The sequence below is a fragment of the Leptospira kirschneri serovar Cynopteri str. 3522 CT genome, assembly GCF_000243695.2.
Lineage (GTDB): Bacteria > Spirochaetota > Leptospiria > Leptospirales > Leptospiraceae > Leptospira > Leptospira kirschneri.
This window is the reverse complement of sequence record NZ_AHMN02000004.1, coordinates 777,274-800,474: the sequence shown is the minus strand read 5'-3', so window position 1 is coordinate 800,474 and position 23,201 is coordinate 777,274. Positions and strand designations below refer to the sequence as shown.

The following is a 23,201-nucleotide window of genomic DNA, read 5'->3' as shown; positions in this document are numbered from 1 at the left end:
TTCAGATTCTTCCGATTAAAAAAACTTCTTGTATTTGATTGAATTCTCTCTAAAGTCTCCTATCTATGCGATTAGAACAAAAACTCAAAAGATGGGTAGGTGCGGGACTGATCGCTTCTGAACAATCGGAAGCGATTTTAAATTTCGAAGAAAACCGAAAATCTCCGTATTTATACTATTCGTTTCTCATTTTAGGAGTGGTAATTATCGGCATTGGTGTCATTGCGATTATTACAGCTAACTGGGAAGAAATTCATGATCTTGTAAAATTAGGATTTGGTCTTACCGTTCTTGTTCTTGTAGCAGGACTATGTTTTTGGAAACGGGAAAATCTGAATCTACTTACAGTTTTTATAGTCCTATATTCGATTTTGATGTTAGGAATGATTGGACTGATTTCTCAGGTGTACAACTTAGAAGGAGAGTATTATCAAGCGGCGATGCTTTGGTGTATACTCAGTTGTTTGTTTTTGATTGCGACCGATTCTAAAACTTTTTTACATCTTTGGATTTTAGGGTTTCAAATTTTTATGGTTGGATGGATCCAGGAGGATGATCCGGAACATTTGGGACAAAATCAGAGTTACTGGACTCAATATCTTTATTATTCTCTGATTGGTTTTACGGGACTGTGGTTAGCTTCTGAAAAATTTGTTTTGGAATCTAGAAAAAATACTCTATTTTTTTGGACCGTAATTTTTTGGATTGTTGGAACTTGGTCAATGGGGTTTTTTCAAAATCTTTCTAGTTTTTATGATGGCTCAGGTACAGAAAACGGGATAGTTTATCAGTTTCCGTGGCTGAATATAATTTGTAGGTTGTTGATTCTAATTCCGGTTTTCTATCTTCTAATTACTAATTCTGAAATTGATTCTAATCAAAAAAGATCTTTGGCAATCGGTTTGGTTGTATTTTTCTTACTGTGTTTCCCACATCCATTTCGTTATGTGTATTCTGCAGAGGCAATAGGAGCATATATTTGGAATTATTCTATCCAGTTGCTACCTTCTTTTTTGTTCCTTCTATTTTGGTTGGCAATTGCATCCGCGTTTCGAAACCATAAAAAGATTTTCGATCTTTCTTTAGCAATTATAGGAATTCGATTTCTATTCTTTTATTTTGATTTATTTGGAAGTCTTACCTATACTGGATTTGGACTGATCATTTCTGGATTATTAATTATATTACTTACGATCGGATATTTAAAATATAGATCTAAAGTAAGAATTTTATTAGGAGGAGGAGAATGAAAATTTTCAAATTAATTCTTCCTGTTGCTTTGGTGCTTCCGATCTTGTTTTTTGTTTCGGAGATTATAACTTTAGAATTTACTAAAACTAGGGGAAAAGAACTAATTTTACCAATCACTGGTTATGATCCGAGAGACCTACTTTCGGGACACTATCTTCAATATAATATTGGGTTTCAAACTGAAGAAGTTAGTGGTGTTTGTAAGAGACAAAAAAATGAAATATTGAATCAATCGAATACAGACGGAAAGAATTGTATTTGTTATCCTCACTTGGGTAGGATTTATGAAAACGAAGGGCTTTTTGTAGAAGATTGTAACAAGGAAACTTTAGAGGTTAAAAGTGTTTGTAAAGTATATTTACGTGGAACCTGCAAATACGGGCGTTTTAAAATAGACAACGAGCGTTTTTATGTGAACGAAGAAAAAGCTCTAGAATACGAAAAACGACTTAGAAAAGAAAAAGTACATATCCGTTTAAAAGTGGATCAGGAAGGAAAGGCAATTACAGATTCTCTGATTTGGGAGGACGGATCTTCGCTGTGACTTCGTTTAAACTGCAAAAATCATTTTCCGCATAACCTGCGTTCATTCCCAGATCGTAGATTTCTGGAAGATTTTTACAAAGGGAAAGGTTCGTTTGATTTTCTCTGGCGAGTTCCATTGCATGATAAACGTCCTTTCTCATGTTCTTTAAAGAAAAATGGGTTTCGTAGTTTCCTGAAAATATATAAGGAAATTTGAATTCTGCAATTCCGGATTTAGCAGCGGATTGAAGAAGAATGTCTTTCAGTATCGAAGGATCCAATCCGGAATTTTTTACAAGTTCAAAACCTTCCATATAAACTTGAAAAATCCCTGCCTGAATCATGTTAAGTGCCAGTTTTGCTTTTTGACCTCCTCCTATTTTTTGGCAATAGACTACGTTTTTACCACAAACTTCAAAGAAGAATTGAATGTCTTTTATTTCTTCTTGTTTGGCACCTATCATAAAAAGGATCTGTCCGTCCCTTGCTGCGTTTTTAGAGCCCGTCATAGGAGAATCGTAAAAACGAATTTTTTTTGCTGAACATAACTCAGAAAGTTTCAAGGTCAAAAAAATTGAGGTGGTTCCACAGTCGATTAAGATGGGAGGTTTTGTATCTAAAAGTCCTGAGGCAATCGTTTCCTTTTCTACGATCTGATCTTCGGTCAGACAAAGAACTACTAAATCGGAGTTTTTAGCGGCTTCCGCGGAAGAATCGAAAATTTGCACGTTATCTTTTTTTAAATCCTGGATTTTAGAAACGTTTCTTGCATAGAGCCTGAGATTATGTCCGGCCTTTGTGAGATTTGCCGCCATTCCTCGACCCATAATTCCAGTGCCTATAATAGATATTGTATATTTGTTAATCATAATATAGAATTAAAATAATTTACAGCGTGTTCAAAACCTTAATTAAATTTGTAAGAGAAATCAAGCTGAAGATCTGTTCCAGCCTTGAGACAATCCTATCATATTAAAAAGCACTTAAGGCGGCTCGGATGAAGCTTGTAACCGGAGTCTGTTCTCTTGTATCTTCTAACCCTTCTCTAAGTTCTCTTAGTACGATTTGAGCATCTGTCAGAACCGTGTTCACATTTTTATGAACATCGTCGTTGTTAATCAATCTTCCTAAACTCCCGTCTCCGGTATTGATTTTAGTGGTAATATCTGCAATGTTAGAAAATGTTTTTCGAATATCACCTCTGTTTTCTGAAATCAGTTCTGATAAACTTACCAAAGGATCTTGTAATACACGACCTTTCAGAGAACCAGTGGTTTTATAGTCTATCATAGTTGTTTTTGGTTTAAGTTGTTTGGGTTCCAGATCTGCGGTGCCCGGATCAATTGCGATTACACGTCCGGTCAAAAGACTTTCATTTTTAATGATGATATCGTAGTTGTCATAGAGACTGATTTTTTCTCTTAATAACATAGTAATTTCTACTCTGGTTCCAATTCCCATTTCGCCGGACTGAACCTCGGTTCCATTTTCATCGATTTGAATCAATCTGATCGCGGAAACGTAACCAAAAGGCACCCCCTGAACCGTTACCTTATTGCCCACTTTGATTCCTTCCGCGTTTCTAAAGGTGACTTTCATAAACTCTCCCTTTTTTTTAATAGGTCCACCTTCCGTGATAATTGTAAAATAACCGACTACGGTAATTGCAGCTGTAAAAATGATTCCTACAAGTAAATAACGTAACGAATTCATATTAGATTCTCCTTATGTATTAAGCAGTTTTACGATTTGGTTTCTAAGATCATAGGTCCTGTGGTTTTTCCGTGAATAAATTGTTGAATCAGTTCATTGTTTGAATTTTGAATTTCTTTGGGAGTTCCAGTAAATACAATTTGTCCTTTGTAAACAAAACTGATTCGATCCGCGATCATGTAAGCACTGGACATATCGTGCGTGACTACAACTTGTGCGGCCCCGGTTTCTTTTTGGATTTTTAATACAAGTTCATTGATCACGTTAGACATCACAGGATCCAAACCGGAAGTAGGTTCGTCATAGAGAATAATTTCCGGATTGGTAGTAATCGCTCTTGCGATTCCCGCCCTTTTTTTCATACCCCCGGATATATCGTTCGGAAAATTATCTTTTGCGATTACCATATCCACTAATTTTAATTTTTCCATTACGATTTCTTGGATTTTTTCTTCCGAAGCCAATTTGTGTTCTCTTAAAGGAAGGGCTACGTTATCAAAGACTGTCAGCCAGTTGATTAAAGCTCCGGACTGAAATAAAACTCCCATTCTTGCACGTAGCTTCTTTTTTACTTTGGAGTTTACTCTGGAAATACTTTCCCCAAAGATAAAACAATCCCCCGCGTCTGGTTCTAAAAGCCCAGTGATATGTTTGAGAGTGACCGACTTACCTGTTCCGGAAGGACCTAAAATTACTAAGGTTTCTCCTTTTTTTACATGAAGGTCCATTCCAGATAGGATCTTTCTTTTTCCGAAAGTTTTATGTACGTTTTTAAGTTCGATTGCGAAAGGTTCCATGTCAATCTCTATAGAATAATGCGGTGATCATATAACCTGTAAAGATCACCATTAAAAATGAAGCGACTACGGATTCTCTTGTGGCTCGACCGACTCCGATTGCTCCACCGGATGTTCTAAGTCCGTGCGAACAAGAAATCGCAGATACGATGATTCCAAATATAAAACCTTTTAGAATTCCTACATATAAATCTTTTAAACCTGGAATTGAAGCGATTCGATCAAACACGTCTCTAAAATAAGTAAAGTAGTCGATTCCAAGTTGAAAATAACCTACGATCGCTCCTCCTAAAATTCCAAGCGCGGTAGAATAAACGCATAACACCGGTACCATGACCGAAAATCCTAAAATCCTAGGAAAGATCAAATAACGCACTGGATCGATAGACATCACTTCGAGTGCATCCACTTCTTCGGAAACTTTCATCGTTCCTATTTCCGCGGCCATGGCGGAACCGATCGAAGCGGCGAGAATCAACGCGGTCATAAAAGGAGACATTTCTCTGGTAAGGGTGATCGTCATCAAAAGACCGATCTGACCTTCTGCACCAAAGTCTTTGAGTCCCAGTCCGGTGTTAAGCGACATGATCATTCCGGTAAAAACGGCGACTATCGAAACCACAGAGATACTTCCGACTCCTGTGATATACATCTGATCTAAAATTTCCTTTCTTTTGAAAAAGCTATAAGGAAGGTTTAGAATACTCTCATATACTAAAAGAATCGTAAAACCACTTGCATAGAAAAATTCAGTGAGTTTTTCTTTGATAGGTTCTGTCATATTTTGATAAACCAAAGTAGTTGAAGATTCCGGTTGGTTTCGATTCTTTCATAACCGATAAGACCGTAAAGGAATTTCCAGGAAGTTTTTTCGGGAGTGATTGAAAGTTCTAGAATAAAAGGAATACTCGCGTGAAATTCCGTTTCAGTCCATCTTTGTGTATAAGCTCTCATCAAAATAGAAATCCTTTTTTCTCCGTTGGAAAGTTTTTGATATTCTACTAAAGACCAAAGAGGATCCCAGATTCTATCTACTACTTCGGATTTGACCGGGAATAAGGACAATACATTCCAAACTAGATTTCCTTCCCTGTCTTTTTGATATTTAAAAATTGGCCAGAGTTTTAGATAACTTTCGTCCCGATCCCATTGAACGTATTTTCTTTTAGAATAAAAGTAAAATGGAATTAGAAATGTATCGTCCGATTGGATATGATATGTGTCCGTCTGTAAGTGAAAGTAAAGAGGTGTGATAAATGTGGTTTGTTTAGACGCGAATCTATAATGTCCGAAAAAAGGGAATAGTATAAATTTATGATAATCTTCGTCCTGATTGGTTCCGTATTGAAACAAAAAAAATAACGCGTTATAATCTTTCTCTCCCGTTCGTTTATCATATCCGTAACCGAATAGAGAACCTAAAAGTGGAAGGATCAAAAATCCTCTAGACTTCATGTTTCCGGTTTCCGAATCTTTGAATCCAAAAAATGGAAAGAAAAGTTTATAATGAACCGGTTCTTTTTTATCCTGAAACGTGCTTCCCCATTGAAAAAAGGGCCACAAGATAGAATAACGTTCATACTTACCTCGATGAACTTTTTTAGAATACAAAGGAAAAATTCTAAGTTCTTCTCTGGTTTCGGAAGAAGCGTATAAAAAGAAAGGCCATAGAATCGAGGTAGCCTCATAGTCTTTGTATTTCCAATTTGTATAAATAGGAAAAAGAAAAAAACTCAGTTCGGAATAACCGATTTTGTTTCTTAATTTTCCAGCTAAAGGAAAAAAGCCGAAGTATTTTTCTCTCGCAGTATCTCCCCAGCCCCAGAATAAAAGAGGAGTTAAAACGTCTGAGTCTTCTCCTACGTCTTCGTGTAACGCAGAAGTTCCTGTAAAAAAAAATAGAAAAGTCCAGACCTTCCAGTATTTTGTTTCCTCGCTATAATAGATCGGATAAAGAACCGTTTGAAAACGATACGCTGACTTTTCTTCTCTATAACTGGAGTAAAGCGGACGAAAGATCACTTCCGATTCTCCGGCTCTGATTTCCTTTTGATACAAAAACCAAAATTGATCATACTCCGATTTGAATTCTCCCACGGGTTTAGAAGGATATTCTGAAAATATGTTTTCAGAGTAGAAAAGAATAATTACGATGCAAAAGATTCTAAAGATTATATAGAAATCGTAGGAGAATTTTTTTTGGCAAAGGTTGCAGTCTTTTTTGGTGGAAGTTCTAGGGAACACAGTATTTCGATTCGAACCGGATGTTTTATTTGTAAGACACTGAATACAATGGGACATTCGGTCAAACCCATTCTTTTAACAAAGGACGGTGGTTGGATCGTTCCTTCCGAATATCGGATGTCGATTCCGTTTGAGGCGGCCAATTCTCCGGATTTGTTTCAGGAAGAATTTCAAAAAAGATACGGAGTATCTAGAACGGATCAGGTTTTATCTTTGGATGCGAATATCGTTTTTTTAGGTCTTCACGGAGGTCAGGGAGAAGACGGAACGATCCAAGGGTTTTTAGAAATTTTAGGAATTCCTTATACCGGTTCCGGAGTTCTCGCTTCTGCGATCGCAATGGATAAGACCAGGGCCAATCAGATATTTTTACAATCTGGTCAGAAGGTAGCACCTTTTTTTGAAATTGATAAATTAGAATATTTAAATTCTACCGAGGCAGCGATTACAAAACTAGAAACCCTAGGTTTTCCACAGTTTTTAAAACCGGTGGAAGGTGGTTCTAGCGTTTCTACGTATAAAATTACAAATAAAGAACAGTTGAAAGAAAGACTTACACTTTTGTTTGAATCCGATTCTAAAGTAATGAGTCAGTCATTTTTGGCAGGGATCGAAGTTTCTTGCGGAGTTTTAGAAAGATACAGAGACGGAAAATTCGAAAGGGTCGCGTTACCCGCAACTGAAATCGTTCCTGGAGGAGAATTTTTTGACTTCGAATCTAAATACGAACAAGGAGGTTCTCATGAAATCACACCTGCAAGAATTTCGGAACAAGAAATGAAACGTGTTCAAGAACTTGCTATAGCCGCGCATAAATCTTTAGGATGTAACGGATATTCTAGAACCGATTTTATCATCGTAAACAAAGAACCTCATATTTTAGAAACCAACACGTTACCGGGAATGACGGAAACGAGTTTAATTCCTCAACAGGCCAAAGCGGCTGGGATTTCTATGGAAGAAGTTTTTTCCGATCTGATAGAAATTGGATTAAAACGTTCTCTTTATTAGAAAATTAGGATATTACAAAAAGAGCAAGTTTAGAAAAGAAGTTGGGGCGAAAACGAACTCGGGATAAGTCTCTGAAGTAGGCCCTGTCTTCGATCTTAAATTTTTGGATTTCGCAAAATTCTATAAAATCCAGAACCGAAAGAAAATGAAGGTTAGGAGTATTGAACCAGCGATAGGGAAGCAAATCCGTTACAGGGGTTTTACCCGTGGTCAAAATTTTCCAGCGAACGTTCCAGTGCCCGAAGTTTGGAAACGCTACGATTACTTTTTTACCGATCCGCAACGATTCTTTTAAAATTTCTCCTGGGTTTCTAGTTTCTTGAATCGTTTGGTTGAGAACCACGTAATCAAAACGTTTATCTTGATGATGTTCTAAACCTTCGTCAATATCTCCATGATGAACGTAGACTCCTCGTTGGATACATTCTACGATACAGTCTTCGTCTTTTTCGATTCCCTGACCTCGAATTCCTTTTTCTTTTAAAAGATAGAGTAACGTTCCGTTTCCACATCCTAAATCTAAAACTCTCGAGCCAGAAGGAATCAAGTTGAGAATGTAGGCGAAGTCCGGTCTTTCTTTCAAAGCCAGATCGATGGATGTTTTTTTTTCAAGAGGAGTCATGAATTAATTTGGATTTTCTAAAAATCCTTTTAGAATTTCGATTTGTTTTGGGTTTTTTAAAAGAAAAGAATCGTGACCTTCTCCGGATTGAAGTTCTACGTAGAACACACGTTTATCGGCGGCTTCTAAAGACTTTACAATTTCTCTGGACTGGGCCGGAGGATATAACCAGTCGGAACTGTAAGATACAACTAAAAATCTACAAGTTGCATTAGAAAGAGCAGCGGTCAATTCCTTCCCTTTTCCAAGACTGTAATGATCCAAGGCTTTCGTTACGTAGATATAAGAGTTCGCATCGAAACGATCCACGAAACTTTCTCCTTGATAGATGAGATAACTTCCAACTGCAAAGTCAGTGGAAAGTATGTTTCCTCTAGGAGGGTTTCTGCCAAATTTTTCTCTCATTTTATCGTCCGAAAGATAAGTGATATGTCCTACCATTCTGGCAAGAGCCAAACCTTTACGAGGTGAGTTTTCATCATAGAGACCGTTTTTCCAATTTGGATCGGATAAGATTGCTTGTCTTCCTACTTCATTAAAAGCTATCTGCATTGCAGAATGTTCTGCAGTAGAAGCCATTACGATACAATTGAAAAGTGAATTGGGATAAGCAATGCTCCATTCTAAGGCTTGCATTCCACCCATAGAGCCGCCGGCGACACAGAAAAGTTTTTCAATTCCTAAAAATTCAACTAAAAGTTTTTGTGCCTTCACCATATCTTGAATAGAAACGAAAGGAAAACGAGAACCGTAAGGAGTACCAGTTTCTGGATGAATAGAAAGAGGACCAGAAGAACCTTTACAACCTCCGATTACATTGGAGCAGATAATAAAATATTGATTGGTATCGAAGGATTTTCCGGGTCCGATATAGTCGTCCCACCAACCCGGTTTTTTATCTGACTCGGAGTGATAACCTGCTGCGTGAGCATCTCCAGACAGAGCGTGGCAGATTAAGATCGCGTTATTTTTAGAAGGAGAAAGGGTACCATAAGTTTCATAGGCAATTACAACCGGAGATAAAACGGACCCGTTGTTCAAAGTAAGTTCTTTAAACTCTGCGTATTTCGTTTCAATGATTCCGATGGATCCAGTTTCATTCATAAAATTTAGTGATAACCTTTTTCTCTGAAAAAATTTTTTTAATTAAAACTTCAAAAGAAACTGGTTTTCAAACATAGAGTAAGAATAAGTTTCCACAGATTAAATTTCATTTAAATCGATTAAAATTTTGGACGATCCAGTTCGTGATTAAACTTCATTTAAGTTATTCCTCTATTGCTAAAAACTTACTTTCTATAGATAAATAAAAGAAACTACTTTGAAATATAAGAAAATTAGAATCTTTTTCTATCAAACTTTCTTCAGAGCTTCCTCTATATCAAATAGAATGTCTTCTATATTTTCTAAACCGACGGAAAGACGAACAAAGTCAGGGGTGACTCCGGCTGAAAGTTGTTCTTCTGGAGTCAACTGTTGATGAGTTGTAGATGCTGGATGGATCGCCAAAGATTTTGCATCTCCGACGTTTGCCAAAAGAGAAAATAATTCTAGTCCATCTATGAATTTTTTCGCTTCTACGGCTCCACCCTTAACCCCAAAACCTAGAATAGCACCGTAAAGATCTTTTTTATGATATTTCTTTGCAATAGAATAGTTCTTATCCGTTTTTAAACCTGGGTAGTTTACCCAAGAAACTTTAGGATGTTTGGCGAGATATTCTGCGACTGCAAGAGCGTTTTCAGAATGTTTGCGCATTCTAAGAGGAAGAGTCTCCACACCTTGTAAAATTTGCCAGGCGTTAAAAGGGGAAATAGAGGCACCCGTATCACGAAGTCCTTGTACTTTTGCCTTGAGGATGTAAGCGATATTTACTCCTCCGAAGGGTTCGAACTTACCAAAAACTTCCCAGAACTTTAAACCGTGATAACTAGGATCTGGTTCTGTAAAATTTTTAAACTTTCCGTTTCCCCAATTGAACTTACCGGAATCGACTATAATACCTCCAATTGAAGTCCCATGTCCTCCTAAAAATTTAGTTAGAGAATGAACTACAATATCTGCACCGTGTTCGATCGGATTCACTAAATAGGGAGAGGGTAAAGTATTATCTATTACCAAAGGAACCTCTGAATCGTGTGCAACTTTTGCAATTGTTTCTATATTTAAAGTATCTAATTTAGGATTTCCTAATGTTTCTGCGTAAAATGCTCTGGTTTTATCATTGACCGCTTTGCGAAAATTTTCAGGATCGGAAGGATCTACAAAGTGTACTTTGATTCCTAATTTAGGAAACGTATAATGAAGAAGGTTATAAGTTCCGCCGTAAAGGGAAGAGGAAGCAACAATTTCTTGACCAGCTTCTACTATGTTCAATAGTGCGAGAGTTTCCGCAGCTTGACCGGAAGCGGTAGCAAGCGCTGCGACCCCACCTTCTAAAGCGGCGATTCTTTGTTCAAGAACGTCGGTGGTAGGGTTCATGATTCTTGTATAGATATTTCCGAATTCTTGTAAGCCGAAAAGTTTAGCTGCATGTTCAGTGTTCTTGAGCACATAGGATGTAGTTTGATAAATTGGAACCGCCCTAGATAAAGTAGAAGGGTCTGGAGATTGACCTCCGTGAAGCGCAATTGTCTCTGGCTTATAATTTCTAGGCATTTGATTTTAGTTCTCCTTTTTCGTATTCTGAGAATTTTTGTCTAGAAGTCAAACTAAAATCCGTTATATTGAAATTGAATTCTGTTTGTGCGAATGAGATTCAAAAAAATTTCCTTTGCAATTCTAATCCTTTTTGATTCTATTTAACACTAAGACTGTAAAGTCGCTGAATGAGGTTGAAATGGGTTGAATTTTTAGAAATTGATCTTCATTTCTTTCCGAAAATTAAGTAAGACTTTATTTGTAAGGAGAGTGTAGCGGGATTTTCTAAGGAATTTTCGGTTTAAATCAATCTGACATGACCAAACGTTCTAAATACCTTTTCCTATTTTTATTTCTTTTCTTTGGAATCCAAACTGGAATTCAAGCACAACTTTGGATTCCACCGGGTAGACAGTATATGCATCCCACAGAGCCGTTTACTTATGACCTTGGGATCAATAAATATCAGAAAGATTATTATCTCTATGTGGCGCCTACCGTCAATTTGAACTTCGGAGGCGATTTCGGAGCCTCTCTGACTTTACCTTTAAATTTTTTGATCTACGATACGGAGCCGAAACAAGAAAATTCTAGGATCGGAAAACTTAGGTCTTTCGATTACAATGAAAAAAGCGATTATCTTAGATTGATCAATAATATTTGGTTTGGTCAGTATGGAAAATACACTCCCGGAGAAATTACATATTCTGCATATTTAGGAAAACTATTCGATGGTTATATAGGTCACGGAACGATCGTAAACCGGTACGTAAACAATCAACGTTTGGATGTGTATAACGTAGGTCTTCAAGCAGATATAAACAGTGACTTTGGAGGAGTGCAGGTATTTTCTAATTCGATCTATACGAGAGAAGTCAGTTCAGCAAGGATTTATATCCGGCCCTTTGCCGTTGGATATAAACTTTTTGATATTGTTACCGGCCGGTCCAAATTTTTGACGATGATGACAATCGCACAAGGAAACGTAGCGGACGAGGCTGGAAGAAGAAAAGTTTATGAAGAAGTAGGGGCGGAAGAAAAGGAATCTTATCGCGCTTTGATCGAGGATCAGAAGACGCAGCAAAAAAAAGAAGAGATGATTCCTGTGGATAAAAAACCGGAAAAACCTCAAAATTTAAAAGAAATATTTAATCAAGATAATTGGGTTAACCGGTTTGCAATTGGTTATACGACTGCGTTTGATACCAAAGCCCCTTCGGAACTTAAGTTTGATACGACTGGAAAATTGAGAGTGGATGAAAACGACAATCCACTCGTCAAGTCTACGGAAAGACTTTCGATCACTGGTTTCGATTTCGAATATAAATTACTCAGTGCGAAATATATAGAACTGACTCCCTATTACGACGTAAATAAAATCAAACAGATAGAAAACGCAAAAGGTACACATTACGGAGCGATTCTTCGATTGGGTGGAAAGGACATTTATGTACAAATAAAACCTGAATATAGAAATATGACTGCAACGTATATTCCTATGTATTTTGATAGTTTTTACGAATTGGAAAGGTTTCAGAGTAATTTACAAAGTCATATTCCGCAGACTAAATTAGAAGCCGCAAAATTAGCCGATCCGGATGGATCTAAGATAAAAGGACATTTTACAACTGTATTATTCAACTTTTATAGATTTGCGATTGAATCGAATTACGAGAATTATTCCGGGCCGAATAACTCTAGAGTATTTTTAGGAGTTTATATTCCGCTTGGAAGTATGTTCCTAATTAATGGATATTATATGAAAAAAGCTTTTGATCAAAATAAAGAAGCTTTTAAATTAGACGATCGATCTCAAGGGGCCTTAGAATTGGCGATCAATTTGGGGCTTGTAACAGTTAGGCTTCAGAATATACGTAAATGGGTTTATGATACGGCTTCTAGTCAATACGAAGCCCAAGACGAACAGAAGATATTATTTTCCGGTGGTTTATCTTTTTAAAAAAGTATTTTTTCTTCAAGTCTTGCGAGTAAAAATGCAAAAGCTGTTTCTGTACGAAGAACTCGATCGGAAAGATTTAATTTTTTGAAACCGAAACGTTTCCAAAAATCGATTTCGTTTGGAACAAATCCACTTTCCGGACCGATCGCGGCTAAAATACGAGGTATTTTAGAATACATTCCAAAATTTGAATCTAATTTTTTTTCTTTAAACATCTGGGTAAAAGTAAAACCTTTTCGATCTAAAACAAAACGAAACGTAAAGTCTAATTCTTTCAATTTTTTTGTAAGAATATTTTCGATTTGATTTTGAAAGTCGAAACACACCTTAGGAAGAAATATATTTTTTCCTTGTTCCATACCTTCTAAAAGTTCGGATTCGATTTCGTCTTGGTTCCAAATGGGGGAGGTTAGATAATCTTTTCTAGAATTTTTACTGATAAAAAAATGGATCGATGTAATTCCCCAAGTTCCTGCTAACTGAAGAATTTTTCGAACCGTAGGAGGTCGATTGATCGCCATTAGAATATGTACTTCCGGAAAACGGGAGCATGGAACTAAGATTGGTTTATAGGTCCCTACGATTTGATTCTTATTTATTTCTTCAAGAAGGAATTGCCCCAAATTTGTATCTATCAGTCCCGCTTTTAAACGATTTCCCTCTCGTTTATTCAAAATACTGCATATATGATTGATCTTTTTAGGATCTTGGATGGAAAATCGATTTGATTTTTCAATTCTCCATTCTTCTTTACAAATGAGCAGATTCAAAAGGAAGTCGTATTAAATTTCAAACTTGGGAGTAGGTTGTTCTTCTGGTTGAATTTCTTGAGGCTGAGTTTCCGGGGGATCTGGAAACGGGTTTGAGTTTTGTAAATTCTCAAACGGAGAAAAAAAACAGGTGCGAACGATTCCAATTGCTAAAAGTAATAATAAAAAATTTCTAGCAAGTCTTTTACCCGGAGTTTGATAAAGTAGATGCGAATTTTTGAATTTAGATTTAAAATTCAAAAGTGTTTGATTTAGATTTTCCCAAAATAAACGAATCGAACTTTTGAGATAAGGATTGTCTTCTTTAGAATCTTTTTCAAAACCCTGTAAACGGGCTATTTCTGGATCGAATAAAAACGATTCATAACACCGCGGACACCGAACGGTCAGTTTTCCCAAATCATTTGGGATTCTGAGTTCCGTCCGGCATCGGGGACAAGGGAGAATGGTTCGCACTTTTTAATAGCGGAGGGAATCCTTTAAGGCGTCCACGTTCTCTTTGTAGTTTTCGTTTCCTAACTGGTCGTTGTAGTCGAAAATTTTAGTAAAGAGTCTGTCAAACTGATCTAGGTGTTTGATATAGAATTCTTTTTTGAAAGAGTTCCGAATCGGATGGGTTTTTGTATTTTCTACACCTGCAAGAATGTATTTACCAACACCTTTTTCGGATGGAGTTTCAGGACGACCGTATTCTGGGTAATTGTCTTTTTGAAAGAATACTTCCACCTTATCGTTGTGAGACGGTTGAGTGTTTGGTCCTCTGTCCATCACTTCGGATATGATCTTATCTTCCAATACCATATTATTCTTATAGATCTTAGATTTCAGTTTGTTGATGTTTCTAGGAGGTTCTGTTCTAGGTTCTGGATCATTGCTATTTTGACCTTCAAAGTAGATCTCCATATATTTCGCAAGAGCCCCTTGAACATTTTTGTTCAAACCTCTTTCTTCGTCTCGAATAAAGTCGTAGACCTCGACACGAATGCAATTATTTGCTGGGTCTTCTTGGTTGATTGCGGGTGTACACTCGTCATTATTTGCTTTTCCTTTAAACAGAACCGTTCTGAAAGGAAGAACTCTGACTTTCATTTTCATAAGAACCGTATGACGCGTTAGTCTTTGATTCAGTTCGAAAATTTTTTCATCTAGTTTTTTCTCAGTTTCCAGAATGGATTGGCCTAACTGAGCACTGGATGGTTGTGATTTTTGATCGGATCCGGAATTTTGCTGAGAAAATACCGCGGTCGAAATTGCAATTAAAACTGCTAAAAATAGCTTTTGAAGTTTCATTCCCCTTGTCCTTCTTAGTAAGCGGATATTTGAATCCTATAACACGGAGGTTATAAAATCCTATGTGTATTATCGGAATAATAGACTCCAGATTGAATGAGCACATCATTTTTTATTCAAAAATCCAAGATTATTTCTCAGATTTGGAGGTATTTTCCAGATACAGCTCATAGGGTGGCGGGACGGGTTTCAATCCTTTTTCGATTAGATAAGAAGCCCATTTTCTTTCTATTAAATCACAAAAATCTCGAATCGTTCTTCCGGAATGTCCGATTAGACTCTCAGAGATCCGCATCCTTTCGGTTTTAGAAAGATGGATTGCGTAAGTCTCTAAAATTTTAGATCTTTCCTCTAAATCGGGTAAAGGGAAATAAATGGTTCGATCAAATCGGGAAAGAAGTGCGTGGTCTAGATCCTGTTTTCGATTTGTAGCTCCGATTGTGACCGAGTTTCTCTGACTAGTAAAACCGTCTATTTTTCGTAGAAGAACCGAAAGAATTTTTCTAGTAGCCTCGAACATACCTTCTTCTCTGTTCCCGGCCAGGGAATCAATTTCATCTAAAAAAATAAGACAGCCCGGAAAAAGAGCGGCTGCATCAAATACATAGGCCATGTTTTGGGCACTTTCTCCGTAGTATTTACTCATAATCGATTCTACTGGGACGTAAATGAGAGGAAGCCCGGTCATATAAGAAACTACCCGAGCCATTGTAGTTTTTCCGACACCTGGATCTCCTTCAAAAAGAACGGCTCTGGGTCTTGTATCGCTTGGAAATTTTCGAGTCAGTTTAGAAAGTTCGGTGAGAATTTCCGGGTTTTTTAAAGGAAGAATGATGGATTCTAAGATTTGTTGTTTGACCCCTTCGTATCCTGCTATTTGGTCAAAGGAAATGGATTTTCCGTTTTTTTCCGCGTTTGCCGGATGAAAGACTTCTACTCCTAAAGAAGCCAATAGTTCTTCCGGTTTTGCGGTTTCGATGTTTTTTTCCGATTTTAAGAATTGGAAAAGTCCTAGTATGGCAAATAATTCTTCTCTTGTAAAATCTCCTTTTTTAGTGATTTCGACTCGATTTTTAGTTCTTCCGGAATAGAATCGAAATCGAATTGTGTCCAAAAGGTTTTTTGTTTCGAACAGATTTTCATTCAATGCTTGAATACAATAATAACCTGGTTCGAAGGTATGGATTCTTAGATTTTCAATATGGTTTTTGAGAATCTGAAAACAGTCTAGTAGGGCCGCTTTGGAGATGGAAGTGACAGTAAATTCGATCTTAAGATCTTTTTTTTCAGAAGTAATTACTGGAAGGTCTACATTGGAAAAACCAAGCGAGCTCAATTCTCCATGAAGAAAACTTTTTGTTTTTGTAAAATCTACTTCGGAAAGGGTTGTTTCTTTAGAAGTGGAAGGGGAACTCAAAATGGAAATTACCTCGTTTCAATCTGAAAATACTCTTGTAGAAATCTATGATTCTGTCGATTTATTTACCATCGGTTTTGTGAAGGAGAGAAAAAAATGGGAGAAGGGTCACTCTCACAAGAGGATATAGACGCACTTTTAACTGGCGGCGGTGGGGAAGCTGCGGCTCCTTCTTCAGGAGGCGGCGGCGGGTCCGATTTCAATCTGAGTGGGGAGTTAGATTCACTCCTGGGAAGTGAAGGAGGAGCTGCGACTGATAGTTCTGGAACCGACTCTCCTTCTTTTGCAGATATTTCCGCGGCTTTGGGGCCTTCTCCAACTCCTGCGCCCGCAGCGCCTAGGCCGACTTCTCGTCAGTCTTCTCCGTCTCAGTCCACAAATCTAAACTTACTCATGGATGTAAATCTGGCTCTTACTGTAGAGTTGGGTAGGACAAATATGTTTATCAAAGACGTCAACGGTTTGAATGAAGGTATTGTCGTAGAATTAGATAAAAATGTGGGAGAAGATTTAGATATTCTTGCGAATGGTCGTTTGGTAGGAAGAGGGAAACTAGTTGCAATGGATGACTTTTACGGGATTCAAATTACGGAGATTGTAGATCAAAGTAGAAGGCTTTAGAATCCATCCAAACTTCATTATACTCTTTTAATCGTTTCCATATAGATGTGGTAATTTCCACAGAAATCTATGATTTATAGTTTTTTAGCATTCTCTGTTATTATAATTTTTGTATGAGTTCCTACATTTTTGCAGAAAAATGAAGAGAGCGTCCATAAAAATAACTTGTGTTTTTATGTGGTAGTTCCCACAAAATTCCAATTTTTCCATAAAAATGTGGGGACTCACAAAATCACGATTTTACGAATCAATTTTAAAATTGTAGGAACTCATACTTTTAGAAAATTACTTTTTAGCCGAACTCACCTTCAGTAAATACTACTACAGATTTAATTTTTCTGATCTGTATTTCCTAAAACGGATTTTAAAATCGAGCGGAAGTTCGCTAGATTTAAAGGAAGTACTACTTCCGTTTTTTTACCGGAGATTTTTTCAAATTCTTTGATAAACTTTTGACCGATCCGTAATTTGACCGCATCTTTTCCTCCTTGAGAGTGAATGGATTGAGCGATGAGTTCAATACCTTTTGCGGTCGCGATCGCGATTGATTCTACTTCTTTGGCAACCCCTTCTGCTTCATTGATTCTTTTTTGTTTTTCTCCTTCGGATTTATTGATCGCTTCTTCCTTAAAGCCCAGAGATCGATTGATCTTTGCATCTCTATCCCCTTCCGAAAGTGAAATTTGCGCTTTCTTAGAAATCTGCGCTTTTTTCTCCTTTTCCATCGCTTCTAAGATGGACTTAGGAGGAGTGATGTTTACGATTTCATAACGGTTGACCTTGATTCCCCAAGGTTCTGCAGCTTGGTCTAATACTTCTAAAATTTTATTATTGATCGCGTCTCTTGTTTCGAAGGTCACATCTAAATCCATCGTTCCGATAATGGCGCGCATCGTAGTTTGTGCAAGTTGAGAAGCTGCAAACTGATAATCGTTGATTCCGTAACTCGCTTTATAAGGATCTAATACTTTTAAATAAAGAATTCCGTCCATCTCTACTTTTACGTTGTCCTTTGTAATACAGGTTTGAGGAGGAACATCCGTTGCTTGTTCTTTCAAAGTATGATGATACGAATCTTTTTCGATAAATGGCCAAAGAAGATGAAGTCCAGCGTGTAAGGTTCTACTGTATCTTCCAAATTTTTCAACTACGATACAATCTTGAGCGGAGACGATTCGAATGGAACGATAGAGTTTGTATGTAAAATAAATTCCGAATAAAGTCCAGAATATGATTACAAATGTGGTTTGAAACGTTTCCATTTTATTGACCTTCCTTCTCTTTTTGTGTTTTGATTTCAGGTAATTTTCCGGTGACTTTGGAAAGTCCTTCAAATACACTTGCTATATTAGCAAGTTCCGCGGGTAGAATTGTAGTTTTAGACGTACTTAGAATTTCTCCGAGCCCAGTTAAATAGTCTTCCGTAATTTGTAGATTGACCGCTTCTTCCCCACCTTCTTTGGAAATTGATTCTGCGATCATACGGATCCCTTTTGCTTTCGCCGCGGCGATCAATTCGATTTCTAAAGCCTTACCTTCTGCTTCGTTGATCTTTTTCATCTTTTCCCCTTCGGAGATGTTGATCGCTTCTTCTCTTTCTCCCACAGAACGATTGATCCTAGAAAGTTTTTCTCCTTCCGAGATGGTAATCTCCGCTCGTTTTACTCGTTCCGCTTTTACCTGTTCTTCCATTTCATGAAGAATTTCCTTTGGCGGGGATATGTTTTTGATTTCATATCTTGTGACCTTAATTCCCCAAGGATCCGTAGCCTCGTCCAAAGCACGCACAACGTGTGAATTAATATCATCTCTTTCTGAAAAGGTCTGATCTAAAATGAGTTTACCAATTTCGGAACGAAGAGTCGTTTGGGCGAGTTGTTGAGTTGCTAACATAAAGTTTTCGATCGCATAAGAGGCCTTATACGCGTCTACTACTTTCAAATAGAGAATTCCATCCACAGAGATAGAAACGTTGTCTTTTGTAATACACATCTGAGGTGGAATATCGATCGCTATTTCTTTTAGGTTTTGTCTGTATTTCACAACTTCTATGACTGGCCAGAGAAAATGAAATCCTGCTTTTAAAGCGCCTTTGAAAACTCCTAGACGTTCTACTACGTAACAATACCGCTCTGGAACCACGATAAAAGTCTTACGAATCAAATAAATCAACGCTATAAAAAATAACGTGAACATAAATCCTGCAGACATAAAATCTCCTTTTTTTGTTTTAAATTTTTGTGTTATTCTTCCGGAAGTTCTAAAGGTTCCACGAGAAATGTAAGATTGTCTCGGCTCAAAATTCTTGCTTTGTTTCCTTTGGGAATTCTGGACTTTTTAGAAATAGCATCCCATTCCACTCCTTGAAAAAGGACTCTTCCACCTTTTCTTTCCACAAGAACATCTTTAACTACAGGAACCAATTTTCCTACCTCATCATTTTTCGGAATGGAATGTTCAATTTGAGCCGGAAAAATCTTTCGAATTGCAGTACTTCCTACATAGATCAATAGTGCGGAAAGAAAGATCCAAAGTCCAAATTGCCAGCCGATAGAAATATCAAAAAAATAAACAACAATTCCAGTAATAATACCAGAGGTTCCTAAAAATGCTACGAAGGTTCCCGGAATAAAAAATTCGGTTAGAATCAGTAAAACGCCTCCTCCGATCCAAAGCGTTGTAGGTAGGTTGGAAGTAAAATCAAACATGAAAGATCATTTTCCAGAGTAAGAAAGATCCGTAAATTTTTTTCAAAGTTCAATCTGTTTTTTCTATTTAAAAAAAATAGAAAAGAAAGGTACTATCCAGAAAAAAGATATGAAAAAGAAATTTCTTTTCTCCATTACGATTGTGATAACGATCTTACTTCTACAATTTTTACCTTTAGATCCTCCTCAAGGAAAGAATCAAAATGAAATCCAAATTTCGGATGAAGTCAAAAAGATATTGGATCAATCTTGTTATGATTGTCATTCTGATCTGACCCGCTGGCCTTGGTATTCTAAAGTTTTTCCGATCAACCTTTACTTATATCATCACGTAGAAGAAGGTAAAGCGGAACTCAATTTTTCAGAATGGGAACTTTTGAGTAAAAAAGAAAAATCTACAAAAGGGGATTCTATTTTAGAAGTTCTTGAAGAAGGAGAAATGCCTCCCTCTGACTATATTCTTCTACATCCTTCCGCAAAAATCACCGAAGAAGAATTGGAAGTTTTGAAAAACTGGATTCAAGGTTTGGAAGAAGAGTATCAGAAAGAGTAATCAAAAATAATCTGGTAAAGATCATCATGACTGAAAAAGAAAAAAAACTTTGGGGTGGAAGATTTCAAGAGAACGCCTCTTCGATTTTAGAAAGGATCGGACAATCTATATCCTTCGATCATAAACTTTATAAAGAAGATATTCAAGGAAGTATCGCACATGCTAGAATGTTAAAACAGATCGGAATCTTAAATTCAGAAGAATTGTCTAAAATAGAAACCGCTCTTGCTCAGATTAAAATTGAATTGGAAGAAGGAAGATTCGAATTTAAATCGGAGCTAGAAGACATTCATATGCACATAGAGTTTCGTCTAACGGAACTAATCGGTGAAACCGGAAAAAAATTACATACTGCGCGATCCAGAAATGATCAAGTTACTCAAGACGTAAGACTTTATATTTTAAATCAAGGAAAAGAAATTCTAAAGTCCATCATAAATCTTAGATCCTCTCTTTATCAAAAGGCAAAACAGAGTTTGGACATAATTATACCCGGTTATACCCATTTACAAGTTGCTCAGCCCATTCGCGCGTCCCAATATTTTCTTTCTTGGTTTTGGTCTTTAGAAAGAGATCAGGAGTTTTTTCGTTTTGCGTTTAGGGCTTCGGAGGAATTGGCTCTAGGTTCCGGAGCAATGGCGGGTGTGAACTATCCTACGGACAGAGAATTTTTGAAAAAAGAATTAGGACTTTCTAAAGTATCTCCGAATTCAATGGACGGAGTTTCCAGTAGGGATCATATTCTAGAATTCTTATTTGCGTGTACTCAGTTGATGATCCATGTTTCTAGGATTTGTGAGGATATTATTCTTTATTCTTCCCAAGAATTTGGAATTTTAAAACTACCAGATTCCCTTACGACCGGCTCTTCCATCATGCCTCAGAAAAAAAATCCAGATATTGCAGAACTCATTCGTGGAAAGTCGGGAAGGGTGATCGGAAATCTAAATCATCTTTTAGTAATGCTCAAAGGTTTACCTTCCACATACAACCGGGATTTGCAAGAAGATAAATTAGCTCTGTTTGATTCTATCGAAACAGTTCAAATTAGTTTAGAGGGAATTCGAGAAATGATTGAAGGTTGGATCTGGGTTCCTGAAAGGGCGGAAGTTTCCTTAAAAAATGGATTTGCGACCGCGACGGATCTCGCCGACTTTCTAGTAAACGAGAAGAAAATTCCTTTTCGAACGGCTCATGAACTTGTAGGAACTCTTGTTGGAGTTTGTGTAAAACAAAAAAAGACATTGTTCGATTTACCAGAATCGGATCGAGTTTCAATTTCGAAACATTTTGTAGGAAAGGAGTATGAGGATGCGGTTTCTCTCTCTCTTTCTGCGGATAAAAAAATTTCTTATGGAGGTACTTCTAAAAAAAGACAGGAAGAGCAGTTAAAAATTGCGCTGGATTCTTTGAAGGAAGCAGAAAGATTGTTTTTATGAGAATTATTTTTGGAATATTAACGCTTGTTTGTTGTTTAACGTGTAATCGAAATCAGTTTACTCAAACCAAATACCAACCGGAAGTTTATACCACTTCTTCCGTAGTGGTTCCAAAACCGGACACTGCAATTGTTCCTCTACCGGACAAACCTGCGATTTACGCGATATTTTTGACTACTCAAGGAACGATGGTGCTTGAGTTATTCGATAAGGACGCTCCTAAAACGGTTCAGAATTTCATTGATCTCGCTCAGGGTGAAAAAGAATTTTTATCTAGAAACGGACAAAAAGTAAAAAAACCTTTTTATGACGGTTTGACTTTTCATAGAGTGATTGAAAATTTTATGATTCAAGGAGGTTGTCCGAACGGAGACGGAACAGGAGGCCCTGGTTATCGTTTTGAAGATGAAATCAACGGGAAATCGCTTGGACTTGATCAAATGAAAGCGGGTGAGTCTCCTTACTATCAATATCAATTGCAGAGAGTAGTAGCAAACGAACTTCAAATTAAAAATAGGGAAGAGGCGGAAGCCAAAAGAGAATTGATCGAAAAGGCATTTGAAGACGCTAAAAAATTATCCGTTTTAGAAATTCTTTTTAGAACTGGATACAAATATAATGAAATTTTAAAGTCTCATAAAGCAGTCAAAGGATCTCTGGCAATGGCAAATGCCGGACCTAATACAAACGGTTCTCAATTTTTTATCAACCAAGTGGATACACCTCATTTAAATGGACTTCATACCGTTTTTGGACAACTTATAACCGGAGAAGATGTAGTGGATAAAATTGTAAAAACTGGTAACTCCAAAACTACGATTAAAAAAGTGCTTATCGTAGATAAAAGAAACGTAACTACAACAACCCCACAATGACTTTTACAAAGGATAAAACCCAGGCAAAAAATTACTTAGCAGTGATTCATGAACTGGCGAGTTATTCGCCCGGTTCTAGTACTGGTCGTATTTTAGAATGCCTGTCTGTACTTCCTGCTCACGATGAGGAATCTAGAACTTCGATTTTAGAGACGAACGAAGGAAAAAATTTCCCGAACCGTTTGGTCGGAATCATCAAGATTTTTCGAATCATTCATTCTAAACGACAGGAAGTAAATTCTTTTTACGAAACCGCAATGTCGAAATACGCAACAATTAATTCTTTAACGGCAAAAAGAAAACCTACCGACGACGAGGCTAGAATCAAACAGGTTCTTACGGATTATATTCTAAAAATTGAATCCTTTTTCGAAAAAAACGATATAGGAGACGAGGCACTCATTAAAGAAATTAATCGTTTTCTAAACGAATTAGAATCTTTGAATTTGTTAAACGAAGACAATTTACCCGCCTTGATGCTTTCTTCGAAAGCGATTTCTCTCATTCAACCCCCTATGGAAAAACTCGTTTCTTGTTACGAAGACTACGATAAGGTGGAGGCAATTCTCAAAAGATTGATTCGAATCGCAGAGATGATTATAGAAGACGCAAAGGGATAATTCTAAGAGTTAGTTATAGGATTGTAAAAGGATAGTTGAGTCTAGGCTCTTTTAGACCGATATTAATAACGTGATTAGGTTCGTTTTATAAAAGTTTTTTGATCTCAAAAAATAAAAACGAATATCGGAACCGAAATGATGATCG

The 23,201-nt window shown here is 37.0% G+C and carries 24 protein-coding genes; 9 read left to right on the top strand and 15 right to left on the bottom strand.

The genetic code is table 11. The features are described from left to right. Positions 1 to 65: 65 nt before the first annotated feature. Together LEP1GSC049_RS220710 and LEP1GSC049_RS220715 are read left to right on the top strand one after the other, a co-directional pair. Positions 66 to 1,250 carry a DUF2157 domain-containing protein gene (locus LEP1GSC049_RS220710; protein ID WP_004767787.1) on the top strand — a complete coding sequence of 395 codons (1,185 nt, stop codon included), beginning with the start codon at positions 66 to 68 and terminating at the stop codon, positions 1,248 to 1,250. After that, positions 1,247 to 1,795, top strand: a complete 549-nt coding sequence (locus LEP1GSC049_RS220715; RefSeq protein WP_004752435.1) for a GDYXXLXY domain-containing protein — start codon at positions 1,247 to 1,249, stop codon at positions 1,793 to 1,795. Before LEP1GSC049_RS220710 ends, LEP1GSC049_RS220715 begins: the two co-directional genes overlap by 4 nt. On the opposite strand, the gene LEP1GSC049_RS220720 is transcribed toward LEP1GSC049_RS220715, so the two are convergent. The 5 genes from LEP1GSC049_RS220720 to LEP1GSC049_RS220740 form a co-directional block, all read right to left on the bottom strand. Then, entirely contained in the window at positions 1,755 to 2,645 is an 891-nt protein-coding gene (locus LEP1GSC049_RS220720; RefSeq protein WP_080591230.1) for an NAD(P)-dependent oxidoreductase, read from the bottom strand. The two genes, LEP1GSC049_RS220715 and LEP1GSC049_RS220720, sit on opposite strands and share 41 nt — an antisense overlap. Before the next feature lie 103 nt (positions 2,646 to 2,748). After that, a complete protein-coding gene (gene mce, locus LEP1GSC049_RS220725) occupies positions 2,749 to 3,489 on the bottom strand; it encodes a mammalian cell entry protein Mce (protein WP_004752299.1) in 741 nt (246 codons plus the stop codon). Between the two features lie 29 nt (positions 3,490 to 3,518). After that, positions 3,519 to 4,286 (bottom strand): ABC transporter ATP-binding protein, encoded by a 768-nt coding sequence (locus LEP1GSC049_RS220730; protein WP_004752581.1) that lies wholly within the window; start codon positions 4,284 to 4,286, stop codon positions 3,519 to 3,521. Position 4,287: 1 nt separating this feature from the next. Beyond that, complete coding sequence (locus LEP1GSC049_RS220735; RefSeq protein ID WP_004770739.1) at positions 4,288 to 5,067, bottom strand: MlaE family ABC transporter permease; 780 nt, start codon at positions 5,065 to 5,067, stop codon at positions 4,288 to 4,290. Beyond that, the gene (locus LEP1GSC049_RS220740) at positions 5,064 to 6,530 is read right to left on the bottom strand and encodes a hypothetical protein (protein WP_016750273.1); all 1,467 of its coding nucleotides are present in this window, start codon (positions 6,528 to 6,530) and stop codon (positions 5,064 to 5,066) included. Before LEP1GSC049_RS220740 ends, LEP1GSC049_RS220735 begins: the two co-directional genes overlap by 4 nt. On the opposite strand from LEP1GSC049_RS220740, the gene LEP1GSC049_RS220745 reads away from it, so the two are divergent. After that, positions 6,486 to 7,541: a D-alanine--D-alanine ligase gene (locus LEP1GSC049_RS220745; protein WP_004751983.1), complete on the top strand. Its 1,056-nt coding sequence runs from the start codon at positions 6,486 to 6,488 to the stop codon at positions 7,539 to 7,541. The genes LEP1GSC049_RS220740 and LEP1GSC049_RS220745 overlap by 45 nt on opposite strands. A 4-nt stretch (positions 7,542 to 7,545) precedes the next feature. Here the strand turns inward: LEP1GSC049_RS220745 and metW are convergent, their stop codons facing one another. The 3 genes from metW to LEP1GSC049_RS220760 all read right to left on the bottom strand — a co-directional run bounded on the left by metW (position 7,546) and on the right by LEP1GSC049_RS220760 (position 10,821). Then, positions 7,546 to 8,163 (bottom strand): methionine biosynthesis protein MetW, encoded by a 618-nt coding sequence (gene metW / locus LEP1GSC049_RS220750; RefSeq protein ID WP_004752437.1) that lies wholly within the window; start codon positions 8,161 to 8,163, stop codon positions 7,546 to 7,548. A 3-nt stretch (positions 8,164 to 8,166) separates the two neighbouring features. Next, positions 8,167 to 9,267, bottom strand: coding sequence for a homoserine O-acetyltransferase MetX (gene metX, locus LEP1GSC049_RS220755; protein ID WP_004752079.1), 1,101 nt, complete (start codon positions 9,265 to 9,267; stop codon positions 8,167 to 8,169). A 249-nt stretch (positions 9,268 to 9,516) separates the two neighbouring features. Then, complete coding sequence (locus LEP1GSC049_RS220760) at positions 9,517 to 10,821, bottom strand: O-acetylhomoserine aminocarboxypropyltransferase/cysteine synthase family protein (RefSeq protein WP_016560458.1); 1,305 nt, start codon at positions 10,819 to 10,821, stop codon at positions 9,517 to 9,519. 298 nt (positions 10,822 to 11,119) lie between these two features. Between LEP1GSC049_RS220760 and impL63 the strand changes: the two genes are divergently transcribed. Further along, a complete protein-coding gene (impL63, locus tag LEP1GSC049_RS220765; RefSeq protein WP_016560503.1) occupies positions 11,120 to 12,763 on the top strand; it encodes a cytoplasmic membrane protein ImpL63 in 1,644 nt (547 codons plus the stop codon). Here impL63 and LEP1GSC049_RS220770 read toward each other — a convergent pair. From LEP1GSC049_RS220770 to LEP1GSC049_RS220785, 4 genes are all read right to left on the bottom strand, one after another. After that, entirely contained in the window at positions 12,760 to 13,533 is a 774-nt protein-coding gene (locus tag LEP1GSC049_RS220770; RefSeq protein WP_004751927.1) for a 16S rRNA (uracil(1498)-N(3))-methyltransferase, read from the bottom strand. The genes impL63 and LEP1GSC049_RS220770 overlap by 4 nt on opposite strands. 12 nt (positions 13,534 to 13,545) lie before the next feature. Beyond that, positions 13,546 to 13,932, bottom strand: coding sequence for a hypothetical protein (locus tag LEP1GSC049_RS220775; protein ID WP_004752027.1), 387 nt, complete (start codon positions 13,930 to 13,932; stop codon positions 13,546 to 13,548). Between the two features lie 60 nt (positions 13,933 to 13,992). Further along, positions 13,993 to 14,823: a flagellar-coiling protein FcpB gene (gene fcpB, locus LEP1GSC049_RS220780; protein WP_004752387.1), complete on the bottom strand. Its 831-nt coding sequence runs from the start codon at positions 14,821 to 14,823 to the stop codon at positions 13,993 to 13,995. 130 nt (positions 14,824 to 14,953) lie between these two features. Next, positions 14,954 to 16,240: an AAA family ATPase gene (locus tag LEP1GSC049_RS220785; RefSeq protein WP_004760659.1), complete on the bottom strand. Its 1,287-nt coding sequence runs from the start codon at positions 16,238 to 16,240 to the stop codon at positions 14,954 to 14,956. A gap of 96 nt (positions 16,241 to 16,336) precedes the next feature. On the opposite strand from LEP1GSC049_RS220785, the gene fliN reads away from it, so the two are divergent. Continuing rightward, positions 16,337 to 16,861 carry a flagellar motor switch protein FliN gene (gene fliN / locus LEP1GSC049_RS220790; protein ID WP_004758876.1) on the top strand — a complete coding sequence of 175 codons (525 nt, stop codon included), beginning with the start codon at positions 16,337 to 16,339 and terminating at the stop codon, positions 16,859 to 16,861. Positions 16,862 to 17,190: 329 nt separating this feature from the next. On the opposite strand, the gene LEP1GSC049_RS220795 is transcribed toward fliN, so the two are convergent. The 3 genes from LEP1GSC049_RS220795 to LEP1GSC049_RS220805 are packed head-to-tail and all read right to left on the bottom strand — an operon-like array spanning position 17,191 to position 19,569. Continuing rightward, positions 17,191 to 18,123, bottom strand: a complete 933-nt coding sequence (locus LEP1GSC049_RS220795) for an SPFH domain-containing protein (protein ID WP_004752746.1) — start codon at positions 18,121 to 18,123, stop codon at positions 17,191 to 17,193. Position 18,124: 1 nt separating this feature from the next. After that, on the bottom strand, positions 18,125 to 19,072 hold the full coding sequence (locus LEP1GSC049_RS220800; RefSeq protein WP_004758692.1) for an SPFH domain-containing protein: 948 nt from the start codon (positions 19,070 to 19,072) through the stop codon (positions 18,125 to 18,127). A 32-nt stretch (positions 19,073 to 19,104) separates the two neighbouring features. Then, positions 19,105 to 19,569 (bottom strand): NfeD family protein, encoded by a 465-nt coding sequence (locus LEP1GSC049_RS220805; protein WP_004752501.1) that lies wholly within the window; start codon positions 19,567 to 19,569, stop codon positions 19,105 to 19,107. 109 nt (positions 19,570 to 19,678) lie between these two features. Here LEP1GSC049_RS220805 and LEP1GSC049_RS220810 point away from each other — a divergent pair, with 109 nt between their 5' ends. Genes LEP1GSC049_RS220810 through LEP1GSC049_RS220825 form a run of 4 tightly spaced genes read left to right on the top strand, consistent with a single transcriptional unit; the run spans position 19,679 to position 23,056 of the window. After that, positions 19,679 to 20,122, top strand: coding sequence for a heme-binding domain-containing protein (locus LEP1GSC049_RS220810; RefSeq protein ID WP_004752132.1), 444 nt, complete (start codon positions 19,679 to 19,681; stop codon positions 20,120 to 20,122). A 26-nt stretch (positions 20,123 to 20,148) separates the two neighbouring features. Next, on the top strand, positions 20,149 to 21,561 hold the full coding sequence (gene argH, locus LEP1GSC049_RS220815) for an argininosuccinate lyase (RefSeq protein WP_004767728.1): 1,413 nt from the start codon (positions 20,149 to 20,151) through the stop codon (positions 21,559 to 21,561). Further along, positions 21,558 to 22,436: a peptidylprolyl isomerase gene (locus LEP1GSC049_RS220820; protein WP_004751912.1), complete on the top strand. Its 879-nt coding sequence runs from the start codon at positions 21,558 to 21,560 to the stop codon at positions 22,434 to 22,436. The genes argH and LEP1GSC049_RS220820 overlap by 4 nt, the downstream gene beginning before the upstream one ends. After that, positions 22,433 to 23,056, top strand: coding sequence for a hypothetical protein (locus tag LEP1GSC049_RS220825; RefSeq protein WP_004752391.1), 624 nt, complete (start codon positions 22,433 to 22,435; stop codon positions 23,054 to 23,056). The genes LEP1GSC049_RS220820 and LEP1GSC049_RS220825 overlap by 4 nt, the downstream gene beginning before the upstream one ends. The last annotated feature ends 145 nt before the right edge of the window (positions 23,057 to 23,201 follow it).